Here is a 23,249-nt window from a genome sequence, read left to right on the forward strand (position 1 = left end):
TTTTTTATTCTTTAATACTTCCATGTTTCTTGATAACCGATTCTCTCCACCAACACTGGAATACGGGAACGACAAACATAGTCATAGACTGGATAAGCATCCCTCCGAATGTAGGAATGGCCATAGGCACCATTATATCAGCTCCTTTTCCGGTAGATGTAAGCACAGGCAGTAAAGCAATCAACGCAGTGGCTGTAGTCATAGCTGCGGGGCGCACCCTCCTTAATCCGGCATGTACAACAGCTTCTCTTATTTCATCCTTAGTATGAGGATTTCTTTCTAGAAAGGTATCATGTATATAAGTCCCCATCAGTACACCATCATTAGTTGCGATACCAAATAAAGCTATGAAACCGACCCATACAGCTATACTCAGATTAATGGGGTGCATCTGGAACATATCTCTCAGATTATTTCCTCCTACCGAAAAATTCATAAACCATGGCTCACCATACAACCAAAGCAGAATAAATCCTCCGGCAAAAGCAACTATAACACCCGAAAAGTGAATCAGCGACGCTGTAACCGTTTTAAATTGGAAATAAAGGATTAGCAGAATAGCCAGCAAACTCAATGGTATTACAATAAGCAAACGATTTGCAGCACGTTCCTGCTGTTCATAATTTCCCGCAAACTTATAGGAAACTCCTTTGGGAAGCTGCACTTCACCCGAAGCAATCTTTTCTTTCAATAACTTATCTGCTTCTTTTACGACCTCAACTTCGGCCTTACCTGCAACTTTATCAAAAATAACATACCCCAACAAGAAAGTATTTTCACTTTGTATCATTTGCGCACCTTTGGTATACTCTATGTCGGCCACTTCGCTAAGAGGTATCTGTGCACCTGTGGCAGTGGGAATAATAAGCCGGGACAGTTCTTCGGGGTTTTCTCTCAGTTCACGGGGATACCTCAGTCTGACAGGAAAACGCTCACGTCCCTCTACCGTAGTTGTCAAAGGCATACCACCCACAGCCGCACCGATCACTTCCTGAAGATCGGCAACAGTAATACCATACCGAGCCATATTCTCCCGGTTCAGTTTGATTTCAATATATGGAGCACCCACCGCACGATCGTAAAATACAGTGGAAGGAAGTATCGATGGTACATCTTTCAACGCTGTTTCCAGAGCTTTACCTCCTTTCTCTATAGACTCGAGATCAGGTCCTGATACTTTTATACCCATCGGCGCTCTCATTCCGGTCGATAACATTACCAGACGGGCTTCTATAGGCTGTAATTTAGGAGAAGAAGTAAGCCCGGGCATATGTGATACATTCACAATTTCCTGCCAGATATCATCCGTCTTCTTTATCTGAGGACGCCATTGGCGGAAATAATCGCCGTTTTTATCGATAACAAGACTATCCGCAGGAATAAGCCTGAATCCGTTTTTGGGATTGTAAGTTGAGCCATTAGCAAGCAAGAATTCACCCTTTCTGTTTACTTTGAACCGTTGTCGATGCCCATTTTGATCCAGAATATATTCCGAACGGTAATTTATTGTATTTTCAAACATTTGAGTCGGTGCAGGGTCAAGAGCCGAATTAACACGTCCCCATTTACCGACAGTAATTTCAACTTCAGGAATACTTGAAATACGTTTATCAAGCGTTTCTATATAACTAAGGTTCTGCTCTATACCGGTATGAGGCATACTTGTAGGCATCAAAAGGAAAGAGCCTTCATTCAGACTGGGCATAAATTCTTCTCCGATACCCGGAAATCTGTTGCTTGAAGCCTGCCAAAAACCGGTTTGTCTGAATGTTTTCCATCCTATAGCCTCAAATCCATTGGCTACAAATCCGACAGTCTTGTCAAATCCCATCCAGATAATCAAACCAAAGAAAACAGTAACAACAGGTATCATCATAAATTTCCAACGATGTGCAAGACACCATCGTAAAATCCGTTCATAATAAAGCACCAATACCCACAGCATACCCAGTATAACAGCAATAGCCAGAACAACAAAAATAAAATTAATGGGAATACCTTCCTGAGTACCAACCGGCAACCATTCTATTGTCAGATAATATACTGCTATCAGAATAGCTATTCCGACATTGAGGTAAGTCGGGATTTTATCATTCTTCCATTTATAGGCAAATAAATTGTTCAATCCGAATAGGCTGAGTCCTATAACAGGCACAATACCAGTCAGAATAAACAGGACTATTCCACCCACGACAAGGGCTATATTCGCAGCTTTACGAATAAGTTTAGAACTTATCTTGAATGAGAAAATATAATATGCCAATGTCGGCAGCATAGCTATACCAAGCAAGAAAGCCGATAATAGGGCAAAGGTTTTCGTATAAGCCAAAGGTTTGAATAATTTACCTTCTTGGGCTTCCATCGCAAATACAGGAAGAAAACTGATGATGGTAGTAAGCATTGCTGTAGACAGTGCTCCCGAAACCTCACTTACACTTCTATATATAAGATCTATAAATGCTTTTCCTTTCCTTACACCTTTATTGGATTCTTCCTCCATATGCCGGATAATATTCTCGACAAATACGACACCGACATCTACCATTACCCCTATAGCTATCGCAATACCTGACAAAGCTACAATATTGGCCTCGATACCCAGATAGCGCATCAGAATAAACGTCATAAGTACGGCAATGGGTAGTATGCTCGATATTACAACCGAAGCCCGCAGATTAAAAACCAACACAATGACCACTATAATACAAATAAGGACTTCATGAGACAGAGCCGTTTCAAGCGTACCTATTGTTTCCTGTATCAACCCCGACCTGTCGTAAAAAGGGACCACCGTTACCTTAGAAACTGCACCGTCAGCCAATGTTTTCTGTGGAAGACCTGCTTCCATCTCTTTAATCTTATCCTTTACATTTTGTATAACCTGCATCGGATTAGAACCATAACGGGCAACCACAACACCCCCTACAGCTTCGACTCCTTCTTTATCCAAACCACCTCTACGGGTAGCAGGTCCTAAATTGACAAAAGCTACATCTTTAACTTTAACAGGCACTCCGTTTCGGACAGTGACTACAGCTTCTTCCAGATCGGAAACTTTCTTGATATATCCCAATCCTCTCACCAGATACTCGGCCTTATTTATCTCTACAGTTTCCGCGCCTATATCCAGATTACTTTTCTGGATAGCATTCATCACATCCATAATGGATACATTATAGGCTCGCATCGAATTGGGATTTACTTCAACCTGATATTCTTTAACATATCCTCCGATGGATGCTACTTCTGAAACACCTTCGGCAGATGATATGGAATATTTTGCATAGAAATCCTGTATAGTTCTCAATTCATCGGGATCCCATCCTCCTGTCGGTTGTCCGGTTTCTGGATTACGCCCTTCCAATGTATACCAGAATATCTGACCTAAAGCAGTTGCATCAGGTCCTAAAGTGGGCTGAACACCTTCGGGAAGTGTTCCGGCAGGCAAAGAGTTTAATTTCTCAAGAATACGGGAACGGCTCCAATAAAATTCAACATTATCATCGAATATAATATAGATGAAAGACATACCAAACATAGAGGTACTACGAATAGTCTTCACACCGGGGATACCCAATAAAGAAGTTGTCAGAGGATAAGTTATCTGATCCTGAATATCTTTAGGCGAACGTCCCATCCATTCGGTGGCAACGATCTGCTGATTTTCTCCTATATCCGGTATCGCATCTACCGGAACCGGATCACGAGGCAATAATCCTCCATGCCAGTTGAAAGGTGCTGTTGATAATCCCCAAACAATCAGAATAACGAGCAATAGCATTGTTATCAGCCTGTTGTTCAGAAAATACTTAATAATTTTGTTTAGCATAGTTGGTCGTATTTTTAATATTTTGTTAATTCATTTCATGTTTATGTCTCAAACATAAACGGATATGCGAAGTAGATATAACTTTAACAAAACAACGACAATAGCTGTTCTGTCAAAGCCTAAATACTTTTACTGATAAACTATATTACCAGAGCCTAGCCTAATAAATCAAATACGATAGATGCAAATATAGGTGAGCAAGTCTATATTTAACTTGTTCAAACCTCCGGGAGGAAAAATGTGTTGAGTTGTAACCGAATAATCTGATCCGGAATAATTCAGAACTGAATATAAAACCATCCATACATTGTCAAAAGACAGCTGTATATTATTCAGGTTAAACTGGTGCTGCTGGTTATTAAAGTCATCAGTCGATAACCTCACTTGCCTGAAATCGCAGCAACCTGCTTTATTTGAAGAAAACACTGAAGATATGTCTTTCTTTGCTTGTAATTTATTATCACAGTCTTCTTCTGCCATCTTGGACATACTTCCACAGCATGAATGCCCCTGTTGGGTATCAGTCAAATTGACAGAAAACAATTTACCTTCACAAAAATGCATAGCCAATACAGGATGTGCTCCCATAACAAGCATTGTCAGTAAAAGAAATATTGATATAATCCGTCTCATAAACTTAAGCCTATATACTTCAGATGCTTCAAAGGTATGTATTTTTTTTATACATTAAATAACAAAAATACTTAAAGGAAGCATGTTGTCCAATGATTAGAAAAGTAATCCGCATGGCAATAAACAGTTCGATAATCTTCTGTTGAGCTGTCCAGACAAAACCTCATTACACATCCATACTTCCTTCTTCAAAACGGCTGGCATTAAATATACCATATGTACGGTATGTATTAGTTTCTAAATTTTAGATTATTTTGCATTGTAGTTAAAACATCCAAAACAGGAATATTAAGTAACAGCTAGTGTTTAATGATTTTGTATAGTAAACGAACAGGTCTGAGACCTTGAACAGTCGTACACATTAAGGTTATAATTATGAAATTTGCATTAAGTAAAAAAGCCTATTTTCTTGTTAAAGAAATTCTCCCGTATTTGCCTTTTGGCAATCAGGACACGTTTGAAATAATAGATTTAAAAAATTGTCAGTTGATTCTTTCTTCCTCTAATATGCGAATGTGCATGTGATTATCGTCCTGTATTGAAGCTTTGCCATCTTTTTTTCAATAAAAAATAAATTAACTCCATTTAGTTCAAGTAAAATCACTTATATAATTATGCTGAAAATAACTATTGATTCGCTATTCAGAATAGCGTACAGGGCGTTCTTCACCCTTATCCTATTCATACTGCCCCTGGCAGTTTTCTCCCAGAATATTATAAAGGGAGTTGTCGTAGACCGTCAGAAACAACCATTGCCGGGAGTTTCTGTTATACTGAAATCTTCATCTAAAACAAATACAGTAACAGATATTGACGGAAACTTCTCTTTAAAAATCACAGACAATCTGCCTGTTACTTTGGTTTTCACTTTTCTAGGATACCGTACTCAAGAGGTAGATGTATATGATGCAGCAGAACCACTCGATATAACTCTGTCTGATAATGTAAATGTATTGAATGAGGTTGTAGTAACAGCCTTAGGTATAAACCGTGAAAAAAAATCACTGGGATATACAACTCAGGAGATTAAGAGTGATGCCTTGGAGGGTAATAAAGAAACGAATCTTTTGAATGGCCTATCCGGAAAACTGGCAGGAGTACGTATTACCAATTCTCAGGGAGATATGGGATCATCACGTATCGTTATCCGAGGTGAAACTTCTATCGCAGGTCGTAATGATCCATTATTTATCGTCGACGGTATTCCTGTAGATAACTCGCAGCTTTCGGTAGGTGGAGCAACTCGTGACTTTAGAAATGCCATAGCCGACCTGAACCCTTCTGATATAGAATCAATGAGCGTTTTGAAAGGTCCTAATGCCGCTGCCCTTTATGGATCACGTGCAGCACATGGAGTAGTACTTATCACGACTAAGTCAGGAAAAGGTAAAAAAGGTCTGGGTGTAACCATTAACTCGGGTATCAGCTTTTCCAGGGTGACTACTTTACCTAAATTTCAGGATGTATTCGGACAAGGTGCCAGTGGAAAATTCAGTTATGTCGACGGTAAAGGCGGCGGCGTAAATGATGGTGTGGATGAAAGTTGGGGACCAAAGATGGATGGACGGTTGATACCCCAATTCTTTTCGAACGGAGAAGCTGTTCCCTTTGTGGCTCATCCTGATAATGTGAAAGATTTTTTCGACACTGGTGTTACCTATGACAATGGTATTTCTATTGCCGGATCGGACGAAAAGTACGATTTTCGTTTAGGAGTAAACCATCAGGATCAGAAGGGTACAGTACCTAATACTCAAATCAAAAAGACCAACTTTTCGTTAAATACCAATTACCAGTTGACTAAACGCATTAAGATCGGAGCAACAGCCAACTACATTGTAACTGATGTGCCCAATCTCCCCGGAGGACCTTCGGGTAACAGGGCTGCGGGTGTTATGTTGCAGTTCTTATGGTTCGGACGTCAAGTTGATACCAAAGAATTAAAAAAGGACTGGACAAATAACTGGAACAACAGTTACTACAGTAATCCTTACTGGCGAGCCAACTACAATACCGTAGAACAAAACAGAAACCGGATAATCGGAGATATACATGCCGAAGTAAATTTAGCAGAGGGTCTCGATTTCAGATTTCGCACAGGTACTGACTATTATAATGATGCCCGCAAATATAAAATCAAATACGGAACTAATGGTACTCCTTACGGATCTTATGCAGAAGACCGATATACAATCAATGAGAATAATACAGAGGCTATATTGAATTATAAGAAAGAGCTTAGTGCTGATTTTAATCTGGACGCTTTAGCCGGATTTAATATCAGAAATAAAACGTATGAGAACAATTATCAACAAGCTCCACGCTTAGCCGTACCTGATTTATATACACTTACAAATTCAAGAGACGATCTAATCTCCAAAAATTCATATACAAAACAACGGGTATACAGTACGTATGCTTCAGCTCAATTAGGCTACAAAGGATTTGCCTTTTTGAATCTTACCGCCCGTAACGACTGGTCTTCGACCCTACCCCGCAGCAACAGATCCTATTTTTACCCTTCTGTTAATGCAAGTTTAGTATTGAGCGAAGCTCTGGATATAAAAAGTTCAGTATTAGACTTCTTAAAAATCCGTGGAGGATGGTCTGAGGTAGGTAGTGATGCAGATCCTTATCAATTGGCTACTGTATATGATATAGAAACAAATTTCGGCGGAAATCCGATTCTTACATCTTCCAAGATTAAGAATAACCCCGATCTAAAACCGGAGACAACAAGATCTACTGAATTCGGAGCTGAACTGGGTCTATTCGGAAACCGCGTACATTTAGATGTTGCGGTATACAATACAAACAGTATCAATCAGATACTACCTGTAAAAACATCAGCATCAAGCGAATACACCACCCAGATCCTGAATGCCGGAAAAATCAACAACAAAGGACTCGAAATACAGTTAGATCTGGTTCCTGTAGACCTAAAAAGTTTTAAATGGAATATCGGACTTAATTATGCGATAAATAAAAGTGAAGTAAAGATTCTCGACGATGCAGGCAAATTAACAAGTTTCGAAATTGCATCTTCAGGAACAACTCAAGTTCTCGCATCTGTCGGACAAGCATACGGAACTTTGTATGGTAGTGCTTATCTGCGCGACGGCGACGGAAATATAGTTGTAGACTCGAAAGGCTTACCCGTAAAAGATTCTCAGAATAAAATATTAGGACATTACACCCCAAAATGGACAGGAGGTTTAAGCAATACCTTCACATATAAGAACATAGAACTTTCGGCTCTTATCGATGCAAGTATCGGAGGCAAGATTTATTCGGGAACAAACAGAACAGGAGTTTACACCGGAGTTTTGAAATCAACCCTTCCAGGACGTGACGCTGATCATGGCGGTCTATACTATTACGTAGATGGAAGCAGCAAAGTTCTAGCTCCCGATGGAATTTCGCCAAACGGACAAACTGTATATGAAGACGGAATTATAGTAAACGGAGTTACTGCCGATGGTCAAAAAAATACAACTATCGCAAGTGCAGAAGATTATTACAAATCCCTTTATAATATCTCAGAAGCATTCACTTATAAGGCATCTTACATCAAATTCAGAGAAATAAAAGTAACATATACATTTGCCCGCAGTTTGGTAAAAAAAATAGGTTTGGAAGGAGCCAGTGTATCTGCTGTCGGACGTAATTTATTCTTCATCTATAAAGATGCTCCGAATATCGATCCCGAATCAGCGTTCAATACAGGCAATGGTCAAGGAGTAGAAAGCTTGTCTCTTCCAACGACACGCACCTATGGTTTTAATGTGAATCTAAGATTCTGATGAGTTCCTCACTTAAAAAAAAAGAAGATCATGTTTAAAAAAAATATATTATCACTATTGGCACTTACCCTGATATTATTCAGTTCGTGCAACAATCAATTGGACGAAATTAATGAGAATCCGAATGCAACTGAAAATCCAAATGCAGCATATCTCCTGACCGGAAGCCTTAAGCATGCCGCCGACTTATATTGGGGAGCCGATGCAGGATTTAATACTTCATTGCTCTTTGTACAGCATTGGGCATCGATCCAATATACAGAAACCGACCGTTATGAATTTGCAAACACCAGTACCAGTGTAACAACCCTATGGAATACCGGCTATGCAACAATTATTGCGGATCTGAATAAAATAATAAGCCTGTCGGATGACGGCACAGCCAACAATAACTATAAAGGGGTAGCTCTGGCTCTACGCTCATGGACTTACCTTATACTTACAGATGCCTATGGGGATGTTCCTTATGAGGAAACAGGAAAAAGCATAACTCCTGCCTACAATACCCAGAAAGAAGTTTATACAGGCATATTAGCTGATTTATCTGAAGCTCAAGGTTTGTTGAGCACAGCATCGGGAAGTATCGAAGGGGATGTCGTATATAGCGGAAGTATCGATAAATGGAAAAAGTTTGTAAATTCCTTACGCTTACGTATCGCCTTACGTATTGCCGATCGGGAAAGTGATCTTGCCAAAGAGACCATAACAAGTGTCGTTAATGATGCCGCCGGGCTGATAAGCAGTAATAGCGAAACATTTAAGTTTACATATTCAAGTTCGCCTCAGCAGAATCCGCAAGCAGCCCGCTTCGAGACCCGTGATGATTATCGTGTATCAAAAAGTATAGTCGACAGATTGAAGGCATTATCCGATCCTCGCCTGCCTGTATATGCACAACTTCCTTCCGATACATCGGTTGGAACTTATGTAGGAGCGGCAAACGGACTTTCGAATAGTGATGCAAATAATCAGGGATTCGGAAAAACATCCAAACCCGGAACGTTTTTCCTGACAGATGTCTCTCCCGCTGTATTATTCTCATACTCCGAGGTATTATTCGGATTGGCTGAATCGGTAGCAAGAGGATATATTTCCGGAGATGCCGAAGAATATTACCAAAAAGCTATCACTGCCTCATTGAACCAGTTCGGAATTACCGATACAGACGTTATAGCGGCTTATCTGGCTCAATCGGGAGTAAAATATGATGCTTCGAATTATAAAAAATCAATAGGTGAACAAAAATGGATTGCTTTCTTCGGACAAGGCTTAGATGCTTTTGCAGAATGGAGACGCCTCGATTATCCCGTATTAACAGCAGGCCCTGCGAGTGTATTGGAAGGCAAATTACCATCCAGATATTATTATCCGGCAACAGAACAATCTCTTAATGGAGAAAGCTACAAGAAAGCAATAGCCAATCAGGGTGTTGACTTGCTGACTACCAAACTCTGGTTTGATGTTTATTGATATTATGATATGCTTGTTATGTGGATTTGACTGAAACTGAAGTCAGCCATTTATAAAAAAAGCACAGCTATTTCATCATAGCTGTGCTTTTTTATCAAGGACACATACATAATTACCCCAAATCATTAAAATATATCCGATTGCAAACAATGTTGCAACCGGATATATTTTAATTGAAATGGTTATAAACCGACAGTTTAGTAGTTCACTTTTATTAATACCGGAAAATGGTCAGAAGGAAAATGTCCGTTCTGCATATCATTCAACACACCATATTTTTCAACATTAACACCGGATGTTACCCAGATATAATCAATTCGACTATTCTTCTCGCCCTCTATTTTGAAAGCATTAGCAGTTCCCGTTGTTCCGTATGGAGGCTGTTTACTAATGGTATACGAATCTTTCAACAACCCATCAGCCGATAATATAGTTATTGGTTCATCAGTAGGTACAGCATTAAAGTCTCCGGTTACAAAAACCAACGATTTTTCTCCCGATATCTGCCTGATTTTAGATAATAAAAGCTTAGAGGATTCACGACGGGCAACCTTTCCCTGATGATCATAATGAACGTTGAAAAAGTAAAATTCTTTTCGACTTGTTTCGTCATAGAATTTACCCCACGAACAGATCCTGTTGCAACATGTCACATCCCATCCTTTACCCGGAACATCGGGAGTTTCCGAGAACCAGAAATTGCCACTGCTTAAAAGCTTGAAACGGCTTTTTTTATAAAAGATAGCTGAATGCTCTCCGGCATCTTTGCCATCGTCACGCCCTGCTCCGATATATGTATATCCTTCAAGCTCTACAATTCCATCTAACATATGCTTAAAACCTTCCTGAGTTCCGAATATATCAAAATCATGAAATCTGATGAGTCCCTTTACCATCTCTTTACGGTTGGGCCATGCGTCTTTTCCATCATTAGGAGTATCCATCCGTAAGTTGAAAGTAGCAATCGTTAACTCATGTTTCGTTTTACTCTCTTTTGAAGCAGGTAGTGTTGATGAAGAAAGCACAATCACGCATAAAAGAAACGAAAAATATAATTTTAGTTTAGTTCTCATTTTTATTTAATATTAAATTACTCCCAGCCGGGATTCTGTGCCAGATTCTTATTTTTATTGATTGCTGATTGGGGGATCGGATAATAATATTGACGTCCGTTACTATACCAGATACGAGGGTCATTGTCAGACCATGTAAGATTCCCTGAGGTGCTTCCTGTTAATCCTTGTTGTGTTCCATTACCGACAGCAACAGGCGTACAACTTGCAGGTAATCCCGAAGGTTTTTCTCCTTTATAAAAAATCACATCGGTAGTGCCATCACGATCAAGATCCATTTGTACATTCAGAGCAGGAACATATATTCCAGTCCAACGCATAGTCATCAGTTCTCCGCACTTCCAGCGTTTCAGATCTGTAAAACGAAATCCTTCCAATGCAAGTTCCACAGAACGTTCGCGACGTATTTCAAGAATTACAGGATTAGTAATATTTGAATAATAATTCTGTTGTAAATAAGTATCAACTTTTGTAGGCTTGGTCGTCAAACCAGAGGTAATACCGGCACGGGCACGCAGTTTTCCGACTGTATTCGCCCAATCGGCATCAGTGATAGTTCCTAATTCGGCTTTGGCTTCTGCATAATTAAGTAATACCTCTGCATATCGGAACAATGGTATTGCATTTGTATTTAATGCTCCGGCATCGTATTTAGAGGCATCAAGAGTGTATTTGATCGGCTGATAACCTGTATAGGAATAACCATTGAAATTAGGAGCGGCATAGGCTCCGTCTCTTTTATATCCCGGAGTCCTGATTGTCTGAGCAAGCCTTTTATCACGATTCTGGCACTCGTCATAAAATTCCATGGTTTGGTACCCTGTACGATCGGTATAAGGAGTGCCGTCTATATTAAGAAACGTATTCACAAAGGTACGTGTCATGCTGAAACGTGAACCGTATGTTCCGGATGTCCACCACCAATTAGCCTGCCCTAATACAGCTAATCCGGCATCAGCGCAACTGGCAAGCATTACTTCGGCTGTTGCAGGCTTATCGCTTATAAACAATGAGCGTAGTGATGCATCTTCTCCTGCCCCTGTATAAATCGTATAATTGCCTTGCTTCATTACAGCTTCTGATGCATCGGCAGCCTCCTGATACCACTTATTGGCTGTATCTGTTAATCCGAGTTCGGTATGATACTTGCGAAATGACGCTTCAAACAAGCATATACGCGATTTCAATGCATAAGCGACCCATTTAGTTATAAGTGTTCCAGTATCGTCTTTTGTACGTGATATATTTTCACAGGCATAATTCAGATCTTCCAGAACATGATCCATAACTACTGTTCGCGAATCGCGTCCTGCATACAATAATTCGTCGTCAACAGCTAATGGACGGTCAATCCATGGTACATCTCCAAATCGGACAACCTTATTGTAATAAAAATAAGCTCTAAAAAAACGTGCCACCCCGATGTAATGTTTTCTTACAGATTCATCAACAGCCTCACTTGTGCAATTTTCGATAAAGTAATTAATGTTTCGAAGGTCTGTCCACGACCAACCGGAACTCAGTTCTGCAGAATAAGCACCTTCTCTCAAAAAGTTGTCGAAACTCGTAACAGCCCCGTAATCACACATTGCATCTTGTCTGAATCCATCGTCTACAGACGGTAACATGTTATAAAATGAGTAGGAGTATGTATCAAGTCCTTTTTCGGTACTGAATATCGTCTCCTTGGTTACAGAGTCTTGAGGTATTTCATCTAAAGAACAAGATGAAAGATATAATAAGCAGAAGGCTGTCGCGAAATATATTATTCGTTTCATATTATTATTAATAGTTATATTTATTAAAATGTTACAGATAAACCTAAGCTAAAGCTTTTCATCAAAGGATAACTGTTTCCATCACCACTACCCCGATTCCCGTTTAAGCCTGATGACATATTAGCATCTGTAAGATCGGGATCCGATCCATAAATATTTGAGACGTCCAAGTCTTTGGTATGTTTGTATAGAGGAGACCATGCCCAAATATTCTCTGCCGAAAAATATACACGCAGGTTTTGGATTTTAGCTTTCGATATAATCTGTTGAGGAATATTATATCCAAATTGAAGATTTTTCAGACGTATATAGGCTACATTCTGCAAATAACGGGTTTGAGGGGTTGCTTTCAATGAATTGTTATAACCAGCATAACGAGGCAGATAAGCATCTTTATTGTCTTCAGTCCAATAATTATTCAAATGCCATTTCGGTAAATTATTGTATGGACGATTGTACTGTCCCCAAAAGATACTTTCGGAACTTGGATACCAATCCTGTTTTCCGACTCCCTGAAAAAATACTGACAGAAAAAAATTATTCCAATCTCCACCCAGGTTAAAACTATAGGTATAACGGGGCAACATATTTCCTATTACTTTTTTATCTCCATGATCATCGATAGTATTATTACCGTAATCAATTACATTGTCTCCATTCAGGTCTTTTATCTTTACATCTCCCGGATAAGTAATGTTTTTTGATGACGATTGTATCAAAGTCTGCTTAGCATGGCTATCTATATCTGCCTGGTCGGCGAATAAGCCTTCTGTCACATATCCCCATATTTCTCCTACCCGTTTACCTGCATAATAATCATTAAGGTCTCCGGTAGTATTATTATATCGGTCTATTGTAGAAATATAATCGGCTAAAGTTGCACGTATATTGTAATTGAAAGGCTTATTTCCGAATGAGAACTGATCTTTCCATGTAAGGCTTAATTCCCATCCTTTGGTAGTCAAATCAGCATAATTACCTTTAGGCGATGTTGCTCCGAATACATCAGGAAGGGTTTGCCCTACAGTATACATATCTTTTGTTTTACGAATATAATAGTCTCCCGAAAAACTCAGTTTATTTTTTATCAGGTTCATATCCAATCCAATATCCGAAGTAGTAGTAGTTTCCCATGTTAGCCCATCAGGCAATACATCAGGAGCACTTGTATATTTGTTTTTAAGCCCGTTCAGAACTCGAGTCGAGGTTTGTATTTTTAATAATTCGAGAAAACTATACGGAGATACATTACCATTACCCAATGACCCGTACGACGCACGTATTTTGATATCGGAAAATATATCTTTATTTACTTTCCAAAATGGTTCTTCGGATATTCTCCATCCTCCCGATACCGAAGGAAAGAATGACCATTGCTCATCATTAGGAAATTTAGAAGAGCCATCGTAACGTCCGTTTACTTCTAATAAGTAACGATTATCAAAAGCATAATTCAATCTGAAAAAACCTCCGGCAACACGCCATTTATTATATCCGCCTGAAGTAGTAATAGCATCCCCCAAAGCCAGATTAATGTTCTTCGAATCGCTTAACAACAAGCCATTTCGCTGTACACTTGTACTTTTGTATTCCGATTGTTCATAGTTGTATCCGATCATCCCTTTGAAGTAATGACGGTCGTTAAACGTATTTTCGTAATCAGTATAAATATTTGTTGCAAGATAATCGGTTCTCATAGAAGTTTCTTTCAGGTCATTATACTGACTGCTCAACAACCTTGTTTCTCCCTCGTAAGTGCTGTATGGTACAGGAACACGACGTTGAGTTTGTTCATTATCAGTATTTCGGAAAGTAAAATCACCTTTCAGATGAGCCTTATTATCTAAGAAAGAAGCTGTAAAGCTTGTTGTATTTTTCAATATCCGATTATTGGTATCAATACCATTTTTTCCGTATATAAAGTCACCTATTGAATAAGCAGCCGAAAACGTGAGACTGCCATCAGGGTTGAATATAGGTGAAGTTGGGTGTCCTTCGTCTGATATATTACGCCAGATCGAACCGCCTTCCCCCACATTGATTGGATTATGATAATCCATATTAGAAAAATCCATATTATTTTCTACTTTCAACCAACTGTAAACCTGTATAGATCCTTTGGCACGTATATTCATCATTTTATAGTCATCTGTATTGTATTTAAATAACCCATCGTACCCATAGAATCGACCTGATAAGTAGTAATTTAATTTGCCGTTATTTCCCGATATAGATAAATTATGGTCTTGGGCATAGGTATTCTTTTTATACAGAGCTTTGTAATAATCTTCGTTTCCGTAATAAACGTATTTGCCGTTGGCATCTACTGTAACTTCGTCAGTAATACCCTGTTCCTTACGCTTTTTAAATTCTTCGAGCCATCCCAAAGAAAAATCCTGCGTTTTATTTATATTCTTCGGATCGGCTGAATAATTGTTCCAGGCATGATAAGCCTCATAAAAATGCGAAGCATATTCGTATCCATCTGTCACAAAGTCTGGTACAGCTATCGGTTTCTGAACTGAGAAACTTCCAGAATAAGTAATGGACGTTTTATCTTTAGAGGGTTCTTTGGTAGTAATCAATATCACTCCAAAAGTACCTCTCGAACCGTATATGGCTGCAGATGCCGCATCTTTAAGAACGGTAACACTGGCAATATCATTTGGATTGAGCATGGCAGGATCCCCTTCCACTCCATCGATAAGTACCAAGGCATTTCCCCCTTGCCCGATTGATGTAGTTCCACGGACATTATAATTTGCCGAACGCCCAGGCTTACCGTCTGTCAATTGGATATTTAAGTTAGGGATGGTACCTTGTAATGCCTGAGTAACATTCGATACTGAACGGTTTTCGAATACTTCGTTCGATATTTGTTCTACAGCGCCCGTTAAATTTATTTTTTTCTGAACTCCATATCCAACAATCACAACATCGTCAAGTACTTTAGAGTCATCTTCCAGAATAATTTTCAAGTTGGTTTCGTTAGTCAGTTTTATTTCTTTCTGTTTATATCCGATAAAAGAAACTACAATAAATTCACTTGATCGGGGAATTTGAAATGAAAAAGTTCCATCGACTCCAGTCAAAACTCCATGAGCTGTACCCTTCACGGAAACAGAGGCACCAATAATAGGCTCGTTGTTGTGGTCTAAAACAATTCCTTTTATTTCTTGTAGGTCTTGTTGATTCTCTTTCATTTCGTTTGATGAATTGTAATGCATTGTATACAATTCTGTTTCCGGCTGAGATACCGCCGCTCGTAAACGACCAAATGAAGACAATGAATACAAGACTAGGCAACAAGAAAACAGGAGTAGTTCCTTTACTAAAATTTTCATTGATTTTAATTTATAAATGTTAAAAAAAAGACAACCTTAAAACTATGCAATGACAATGAACCGCATCTAAACAACTTATTCCGATTATTTAGAGCATGACGAAGATATACCTCATTAATTAAGGTATTTTATCAATATTGTTTTATTATTATTAAAAGACAGACCTCTGAAAACAAGGCTTGCAACCATAATGTAATATGGTCTCAAGAAGATTGTACAGTATATATACAGTCCGATTTTTCGGAGGCAATTCAGTATTTCACAGCATTATATCCCCCTGCTTACAAGATCCTGATTTAGGTACTTTCTCAGCAAAAAACAGGAGCCTTTCTTAATATTGAAATATTAGTAAAATTGTAATAGTAAGATTATCTCAAAGTAATTTTATTTGCGTTATGCAAACAAATATTCCCAATTCTAAAAACGAAAAAGCATTGCCGCTGACATCCTCTGAGAATTACTCAAAATACCTGTTTGAATGATTTCTATACAAACATTGGTTTAAAATTCCCCCTATAATAAAGGGTTTATATATAGTTTTGCCTAACCTTAAAACACAAATACAATGAAAGAACTATTAAAAATAACAATCACTTTATGTAAATATTATTTGGATATTATCTTTATAATATTAGAGAGAGAGAGAGAGAGAGAGAGAGAGAGAGAGCCGCACACGCACATACCAAGATAATATATTAATATATACTAAACAACCCGGATTTTCTTTTCGGGGTAAAAATAACATCTATATAAATCGAAAGATTGCCTTGAACTTGACTGTTCAGAGCAGTCTTTTGTTGCATTCGGGATACCCACTGTTCTTTCATCCAATTCAGTCAATCTTACACAAACAGATCCCTCTGATATCTTAAATTATATATACTATACAGCTCTGGATAACTTACAACCTCATTATCCAAAGCTGCACTCTACCATTAATTAATCAAAAACACGTACATTATGAAAAAGAAACATCTATTCATGGGATTGTTTTGCCTCATTGCATACTTCTCGTGCAGTGATGACAAAAAATCAGACGGAGAGCCTTATGATCCCAGTAAGCCCGCCGAGATCACAACCTTTATGCCCGATACGGGTCGTATACGAGAAAAATTCATCATAAAAGGAACCAACTTCGGTACAGATAAATCGAAAGTTGAAGTATACTTCAAAGATAATGATGGATCGCGTAAAGCAACAGTTATCGGAATCGATAACTCTACTATATATTGTCTTGCCCCAAGACAATTGGCAGGTAACAATAAAGTCGAAGTAATTATAGATGGTAAGACATCATCCCTCGACAAAACGTTTCATTATATTGTTGCTGAGAATGTCTCTACAATAGCAGGCAAACCCGGAACCGGAGGTACTGATGATGGTACTCTGGTAGATGCCAGATTCAGTTATATACAGGGAATCGGTGCATTAGGAGATGAAACAGTCATTGTCTTTCAAAGAGACAATCCCGCCGTTAGGCTCGTTTCGGTCAAAGACAATAAGGTTATTACATTACAAAACGCATTTCAGGCAGGTAAGCCCGCTGTTAGCAAAGATAAAGCGAGAGTATATGCCGCCGGACAAAATTCCCCTCATGTAATATACATGTACACTAAAGAATCGGGCTGGAGTCCTTCCCGCATCGGTCAACTTGGGACTGACGTGACAGGCATAGTAAGGGCTTTAGCTTTCGATGAAACAGAAGAATGGCTATACTTCTGCGATGCAACCGGAAAGTTTGGACGCTATAATATAAAAACTCAGGAACGTCAGATATTAAATGAAAAAATAAGATCGGGAACATCCGATGTTAGTTACTTGGCCTACAGTGCTGCTCAAGATTGCTTTTATTGGTCGGCTCAATCGGCCTACGGTATTTATAAGATAAGTAAAGACGGACAAACCGTAGAAGCCTACGCGGGATTTAACGGTAATGCTTATCAGGACGGATACGTTCAGGATGCCAAATTTGTACAACCTAATGGTTTGACTATTGATGAGGATGGTAATATTTATATAACCGAAGGTCATGGGGGGCATATTATACGAAAGATTTCAATAAAAGAAGGTTATGTATCTACTATTGCAGGCACATATAATGCCGCAGGCAATGAAGATGGTTCTCCATTAACAGCAAAATTCAATTATCCATATGATATTTCATACGATGGCGAAGGCGGTTATTGGATATGCGAAGGCTGGGGGGTATGTATTCGTAAATACGCCGTTGAATAACATTTATTAATAGGAAAACACATATGAAAAATATATATATAATATTACTATTCTTATTTTGTTCGTCTGTATTCATTGCTGAATCCCAGAATAATCAGAATATATCTATTGCCGGTACTGTAATGGACGAAACCGGGCTTGAACTAATCGGGGTAGCGGTAACGGTCAAGGGTAATTCAGGTATTGGTACAGTCACAGACTTGGATGGACGGTTCAGGTTAAGTATTCCGGCAAAAGCGACTGTTATATTCTCTTACATTGGATATAAGCCTCAGGAAATGCAATTCGGAACTTCTTCGGAGCGGTTAAAGATTGTGCTGCAGGCTAAAGTCAATGAGTTTGATGAAGTAGTTGTAACAGGACGTGGTACACAAAGAAAAGTTTCGGTTGTAGGGGCTATCACTACAATAGAACCTGACGAATTACAGATTCCCGCAGTTTCGGTCAGTAATATGTTGGGGGGACGTGTTCCCGGTATTATATCAGTTACAAGAAGCGGCGAACCGGGTAACAATTTTTCAGAATTCTGGGTCAGAGGCATCAGTACTTTCGGAGCCAACCAAAGCGCCTTAATACTGATTGATGGAATAGAAGGGAATCTCAACGATCTCGATCCTGCCGACATCGAAACTTTCAGTGTGCTGAAAGATGCATCGGCGACAGCAGTTTACGGTGTAAGAGGAGCAAATGGTGTAGTTGTAGTAACTACAAAAAGAGGACGTGCCGGTAAATTGAATATCGCTTTTAAAACGAATGCAACTTATTCTTATTCTCCCCGTATGCCGAAATATTTAGATTCTTCGGGCTACGCAGAATTGGCAAATGAAGCTCGTGCGGTACGAGGTCTAAATCCGATGTATTCATCGGCCGAACTTGAGCTATTTAAGACAGGCTTAGATCCCGATCTCTATCCGAACGTAAATTGGCAGGACGAAATACTTAAAGATCATGTCTGGAATAACCAGCACCACCTGAGTATATCGGGAGGTGGAGAAAATGCTCGATATTATATGAGTTTAGGTATTCTCAATCAGGAAGCTATATTCAAACAAGACAAATCGGCAAATGATTATGATACCAATGTAAATTACAAAAAATATAATTTCAGGGCTAATATAGATGCGAATCTTACACGTTCTACCGTATTATCTCTCGGACTGGAGGCTGTAATGGTCAAACAGAATGCTCCGGGAAATGGAAATAGCTCGAACAATCTTGCGTTATGGTCTGCTCAGGCTAATATGCCTCCGACATTAGTACCCGTAAAATACAGCAACGGACAATTACCTTCATATGGAAGCAATGCCGATGAAATGTCTCCTTATGTACGGTTAAATTATCTGGGATATACCGAAAATGAAAGATTCTCAACATCAATCAATCTAAAATTAGCACAGGATCTGAGTTTCATCACTCCTGGATTATCCGCCACAGCTTTATTTTCATTAAAGAACGATGCACTTCATAAAACAGCAAGGCTCAAAAATCCCGACCTATATTACGCCACAGGCCGAAGTCTGGATGGTACATTAATGACCGACCGTAAAATTACCAAATCAGATCTGAGTACAGCACAAAGTACAGCTTCAGACCGTCAATTTTATTTTGAAGCCACAGCCGATTACAATAAAGTATTTAATTCAGATCACAGAGTTACAGGCCTTATCCATTTTTACCGTCAGGAGTCTATCGACTCGGAATGGGGGAATGACAATATTTTGGCTATTCCCAAACGATACCAGGCTCTATCCGGTCGTGCCACATACTCATACAAAGACACTTACCTTATAGAGGCCAACGTTGGATATACAGGTTCTGAAAACTTCGATTCGAATACCAGATACGGAATATTTCCGGCGATTGCAGGAGGCTGGATACCATCACAGTACACCTTTTTCAAGAAAAACATACCCTTTGTCGATTATCTTAAGTTCAGGGCTTCTTTTGGAAAAGTGGGTAATGACCGATTAAAAGATTCTAATGGCAATGATCTTCGTTTCCCGTATATTACAGTATTAAATAACACATCAAGTGGTATATGGGGAGGTAATGCCATAACTGAATACCGTATAGGAGCAAAAGATTTGAAGTGGGAAACAACCACCAAATTCGATGTAGGTATTGATGCCAAATTCTATAAAAACCGATTCGATCTGGTTATAGATTACTTTAGAAACGTTACAGATAATATATTCCAACAAAGAGCTAATATACCTGACGAAGTAGGATTGAGTTCCGTTCTACCCTATTCTAATATCGGAAAAATGACAGCATGGGGTCTCGACGGGACACTGGCTTATACTCAACCTATAAATGAAGATATGAGCTTTACGTTGAGAGGTAACTTTACTTTTGCCAAAAACAAAGTAAATTATTGGGAACAATCGGGAATCAATTATCCATACCAATCATATGTAGGAGTTCCGTATGGTGTCCAAAGAGGACTTATAGCCTTAGGACTGTTTGCTGATGACGACGATATAAAGAGTAGCCCGAAACAAACTTTCATAAATGATGTGAGACCGGGAGATATCAAATACAAGGATGTAAATGGAGATGGAGTTATCGATGATGATGATGTAGTACCATTAGCTTATTCTAATGTACCTCAGATACAATATGGTTTCGCAACCGAATTCAGATGGAAAAACTTCACATTCAGTGCATTCTTCGAGGGCGTTAGTAAGGTTCAGTTTTTCTATGGAGGAAGCGGTTTTTATCCTTTCGCTTACGAATCGAGAGGAAATGTCATGAGTATGGTTTACGACCAGTCAAACAGATGGACTCCTGCGTCTTATTCAGGGACTACCGATACAGAAAATCCTAATGCCCGCTTCCCCAGACTAACCTATGGTGAGAATAAGAATAACAACCGCAACTCAACTTTTTGGCTTGCTAACGGTCAATACCTCCGCCTGAAGAATGTCGAAGTTTCTTACAGATTATCAAAGCTCTGGATGAAACGCTTCGGAATGCAGTCGGCAACCTTCAGCCTTATAGGAGATAACCTGCATGTTTGGGATAAAGTAAAATTGTGGGATCCGGCTCAGGCATCCAGTAATGGAGCTGTATACCCCTTACAAAGACTTTATACACTACAAGTAAATCTAACCTTCTAAAATTTTTTATCATGAAAAGAATGAGATTATGGGTTATAAATAGCCTTATCGGACTATCTCTATATATAGCAGGGATAAATATGACTTCGTGCAGTGATTATCTCGATGCCGATAAATACTTCAACGAGATGACTTTTCTCGATTCGGTTTTTCAGCGTCAGGAGTTAGTTGACCAATATATCAGGGGAGCAGCAGGACTCCTGCCCAATGAGGGCAATCTATGGACCACTGCTCCAATGCCATTTCAGGGTGCCTCGGACGAAAATTTTACTTCGTGGAATGATGACAGGCATGCAGCTATTAAATTTCTATTAGATGAAATAACTCCTTTTTCGGGGTACTTCAACAATTGGGGTACCTATTATCAAGGAATACGTAAGGCAAACATCGTACTTGCCCGTATCAATGAAGTTCCTGATATATCGGATATTGATCGTCGGGATTATATGGGACGCTGCTATTTCCTCCGAGGCTACTTTTACTATCTTCTGTTACAGCAATACGGCCCCGTTCCTATTCTGCCCGAAACAATAATTAGTGTTGATGCAAATACCGAAGACATGACTTATGAGCGCAACACTTACGATGAATGTATCGACTATATCTGTCAAAGCATGAAAAATGCAGAAGAATATCTGCCACAGAAGAGAGAGTCATCTACAGAAGTAAGCATCCCCACAAAAGGAGCAGCTATGGCTACAGTATCGAGAGTGCTTTTGTATGCCGCAAGCCCATGGTATAATGGAAATAAATTTTATTCAGACTGGCTGACTTCGGACGGACGGCCATTTATATCTCAAACCGCTGATAACTCAAGATGGGGAAAGGCTGCTGTTGCTGCCAAAAGAATTATCGATACCGGATTGTATAAATTATACACAACTCCTAAAGAATCCGACACTCCCGCTTTACCGGCAAACGTTCCATCGGATAATTTCCCAAATGGAGCCGGCGACATTGATCCTCTTCGGTCGTATGCGTACATCTTTAATGGAGAATTACCGGTTTTGCTCAATCCTGAGTTTATATATTCTTGCTCTCCGCTGACAGCAGGTGATTCTCCTCTGTGGATTGCCACACCTACCTTTTTGGGAGGAGGTAATGGTCTTAATTTAACTCAAGATATAGTAGATGCTTATCGGATGAAAGATGGACATGATATAAATGAATCCAGTGACGAGTATCCTTATCCGGGTTCTGATGAAATATATAAAGCCATCGGTTCGGGATATTCATTTTCGGGTTATCAACTGCAAGGCAATACTGCCAAAATGTACGCCAATCGCGAAATGAGATTCTATACCAGCATAGGCTTCTGTCATTCTTTTTGGCCGGGAACGTCTTACACAGGTTCAGAGAGTGTGAAGAATATCGAGGTTACATACTACGCTGACGGGAATGCACAACCTGCACAAAACTATCCGGACGATTATAATCGCACGGGCTATACCTGTAAGAAATACATCCACCCCGAAGATAATATGAAGCAAACATCTGCAGTCCGATCCAAATCGTTTCCGATCTTTCGCTATGCTGAAACCCTGCTGAATTATGCCGAAGCATTGAATGAAATTGAAGGTTCGTATACCGATACTGAAACCGGCATCACTGTAACCCGTAATACAAGCGAGATAAAAGCAGCGTTCAATCAGATTCGGTTTAGAGCCGGTTTACCGGGAATTACAGATAGCGAACTTAACAGCCAAACGAAAGTAAGAGAACTGATAAAGCGTGAAAGGCAAGTTGAGTTTATGTGTGAAGGACGGAGATATCACGATCTGAGACGATGGGGCACTGATGCCATGACAGCATATAATAAACCCATCAGAGGGATGAACGTATCAGCCAAACTCAACAATCGCCAGGGATACTTGGAAAATCCAGTGAGCGTTGCCCCCTCGTGCCAAATCTAAATTGCCCCCTGAAAAAACTTTATAATTACCCCTAAAATATCCTGGTCGATGG

At 39.4% G+C, this 23,249-nt stretch carries 10 protein-coding genes; 5 read left to right on the top strand and 5 right to left on the bottom strand.

Annotated features, from left to right (window positions below; genetic code table 11):
• Nucleotides 1-4 precede the first annotated feature (4 nt).
• Together K322_RS0104955 and K322_RS0104960 are read right to left on the bottom strand one after the other, a co-directional pair.
• Entirely contained in the window at nt 5-3,829 is a 3,825-nt protein-coding gene (locus K322_RS0104955) for an efflux RND transporter permease subunit (protein WP_026625887.1), read from the bottom strand.
• Between the two features lie 168 nt (nt 3,830-3,997).
• On the bottom strand, nt 3,998-4,462 hold the full coding sequence (locus K322_RS0104960; RefSeq protein ID WP_026625888.1) for a hypothetical protein: 465 nt from the start codon (nt 4,460-4,462) through the stop codon (nt 3,998-4,000).
• Between the two features lie 614 nt (nt 4,463-5,076).
• On the opposite strand from K322_RS0104960, the gene K322_RS0104965 reads away from it, so the two are divergent.
• Together K322_RS0104965 and K322_RS0104970 are read left to right on the top strand one after the other, a co-directional pair.
• Nucleotides 5,077-8,265, top strand: a complete 3,189-nt coding sequence (locus tag K322_RS0104965) for a SusC/RagA family TonB-linked outer membrane protein (RefSeq protein WP_035331346.1) — start codon at nt 5,077-5,079, stop codon at nt 8,263-8,265.
• 30 nt (nt 8,266-8,295) lie between these two features.
• Nucleotides 8,296-9,735, top strand: coding sequence for a SusD/RagB family nutrient-binding outer membrane lipoprotein (locus K322_RS0104970; RefSeq protein WP_026625890.1), 1,440 nt, complete (start codon nt 8,296-8,298; stop codon nt 9,733-9,735).
• Between the two features lie 197 nt (nt 9,736-9,932).
• Here the strand turns inward: K322_RS0104970 and K322_RS0104975 are convergent, their stop codons facing one another.
• Genes K322_RS0104975 through K322_RS0104985 form a run of 3 tightly spaced genes read right to left on the bottom strand, consistent with a single transcriptional unit; the run spans nt 9,933 to nt 15,930 of the window.
• Nucleotides 9,933-10,808: an endonuclease/exonuclease/phosphatase family protein gene (locus K322_RS0104975; RefSeq protein ID WP_026625891.1), complete on the bottom strand. Its 876-nt coding sequence runs from the start codon at nt 10,806-10,808 to the stop codon at nt 9,933-9,935.
• 17 nt (nt 10,809-10,825) lie between these two features.
• Complete coding sequence (locus K322_RS0104980; protein ID WP_026625892.1) at nt 10,826-12,586, bottom strand: RagB/SusD family nutrient uptake outer membrane protein; 1,761 nt, start codon at nt 12,584-12,586, stop codon at nt 10,826-10,828.
• 23 nt (nt 12,587-12,609) lie between these two features.
• Complete coding sequence (locus K322_RS0104985; protein WP_260202538.1) at nt 12,610-15,930, bottom strand: SusC/RagA family TonB-linked outer membrane protein; 3,321 nt, start codon at nt 15,928-15,930, stop codon at nt 12,610-12,612.
• Between the two features lie 960 nt (nt 15,931-16,890).
• Here K322_RS0104985 and K322_RS18620 point away from each other — a divergent pair.
• The 3 genes from K322_RS18620 to K322_RS18625 are packed head-to-tail and all read left to right on the top strand — an operon-like array spanning nt 16,891 to nt 23,197.
• Nucleotides 16,891-18,165, top strand: coding sequence for an IPT/TIG domain-containing protein (locus K322_RS18620; protein ID WP_051290643.1), 1,275 nt, complete (start codon nt 16,891-16,893; stop codon nt 18,163-18,165).
• A 23-nt stretch (nt 18,166-18,188) separates the two neighbouring features.
• Nucleotides 18,189-21,284: a SusC/RagA family TonB-linked outer membrane protein gene (locus K322_RS0105000; RefSeq protein WP_026625894.1), complete on the top strand. Its 3,096-nt coding sequence runs from the start codon at nt 18,189-18,191 to the stop codon at nt 21,282-21,284.
• An 11-nt stretch (nt 21,285-21,295) separates the two neighbouring features.
• Nucleotides 21,296-23,197: a RagB/SusD family nutrient uptake outer membrane protein gene (locus K322_RS18625; protein WP_260202539.1), complete on the top strand. Its 1,902-nt coding sequence runs from the start codon at nt 21,296-21,298 to the stop codon at nt 23,195-23,197.
• Nucleotides 23,198-23,249 lie beyond the last annotated feature (52 nt).

Origin of the sequence: Indolivaga capnocytophagoides DSM 22835, assembly GCF_000426485.1 — a bacterium.
Lineage (GTDB): Bacteria > Bacteroidota > Bacteroidia > Bacteroidales > Dysgonomonadaceae > Dysgonomonas_A > Dysgonomonas_A capnocytophagoides.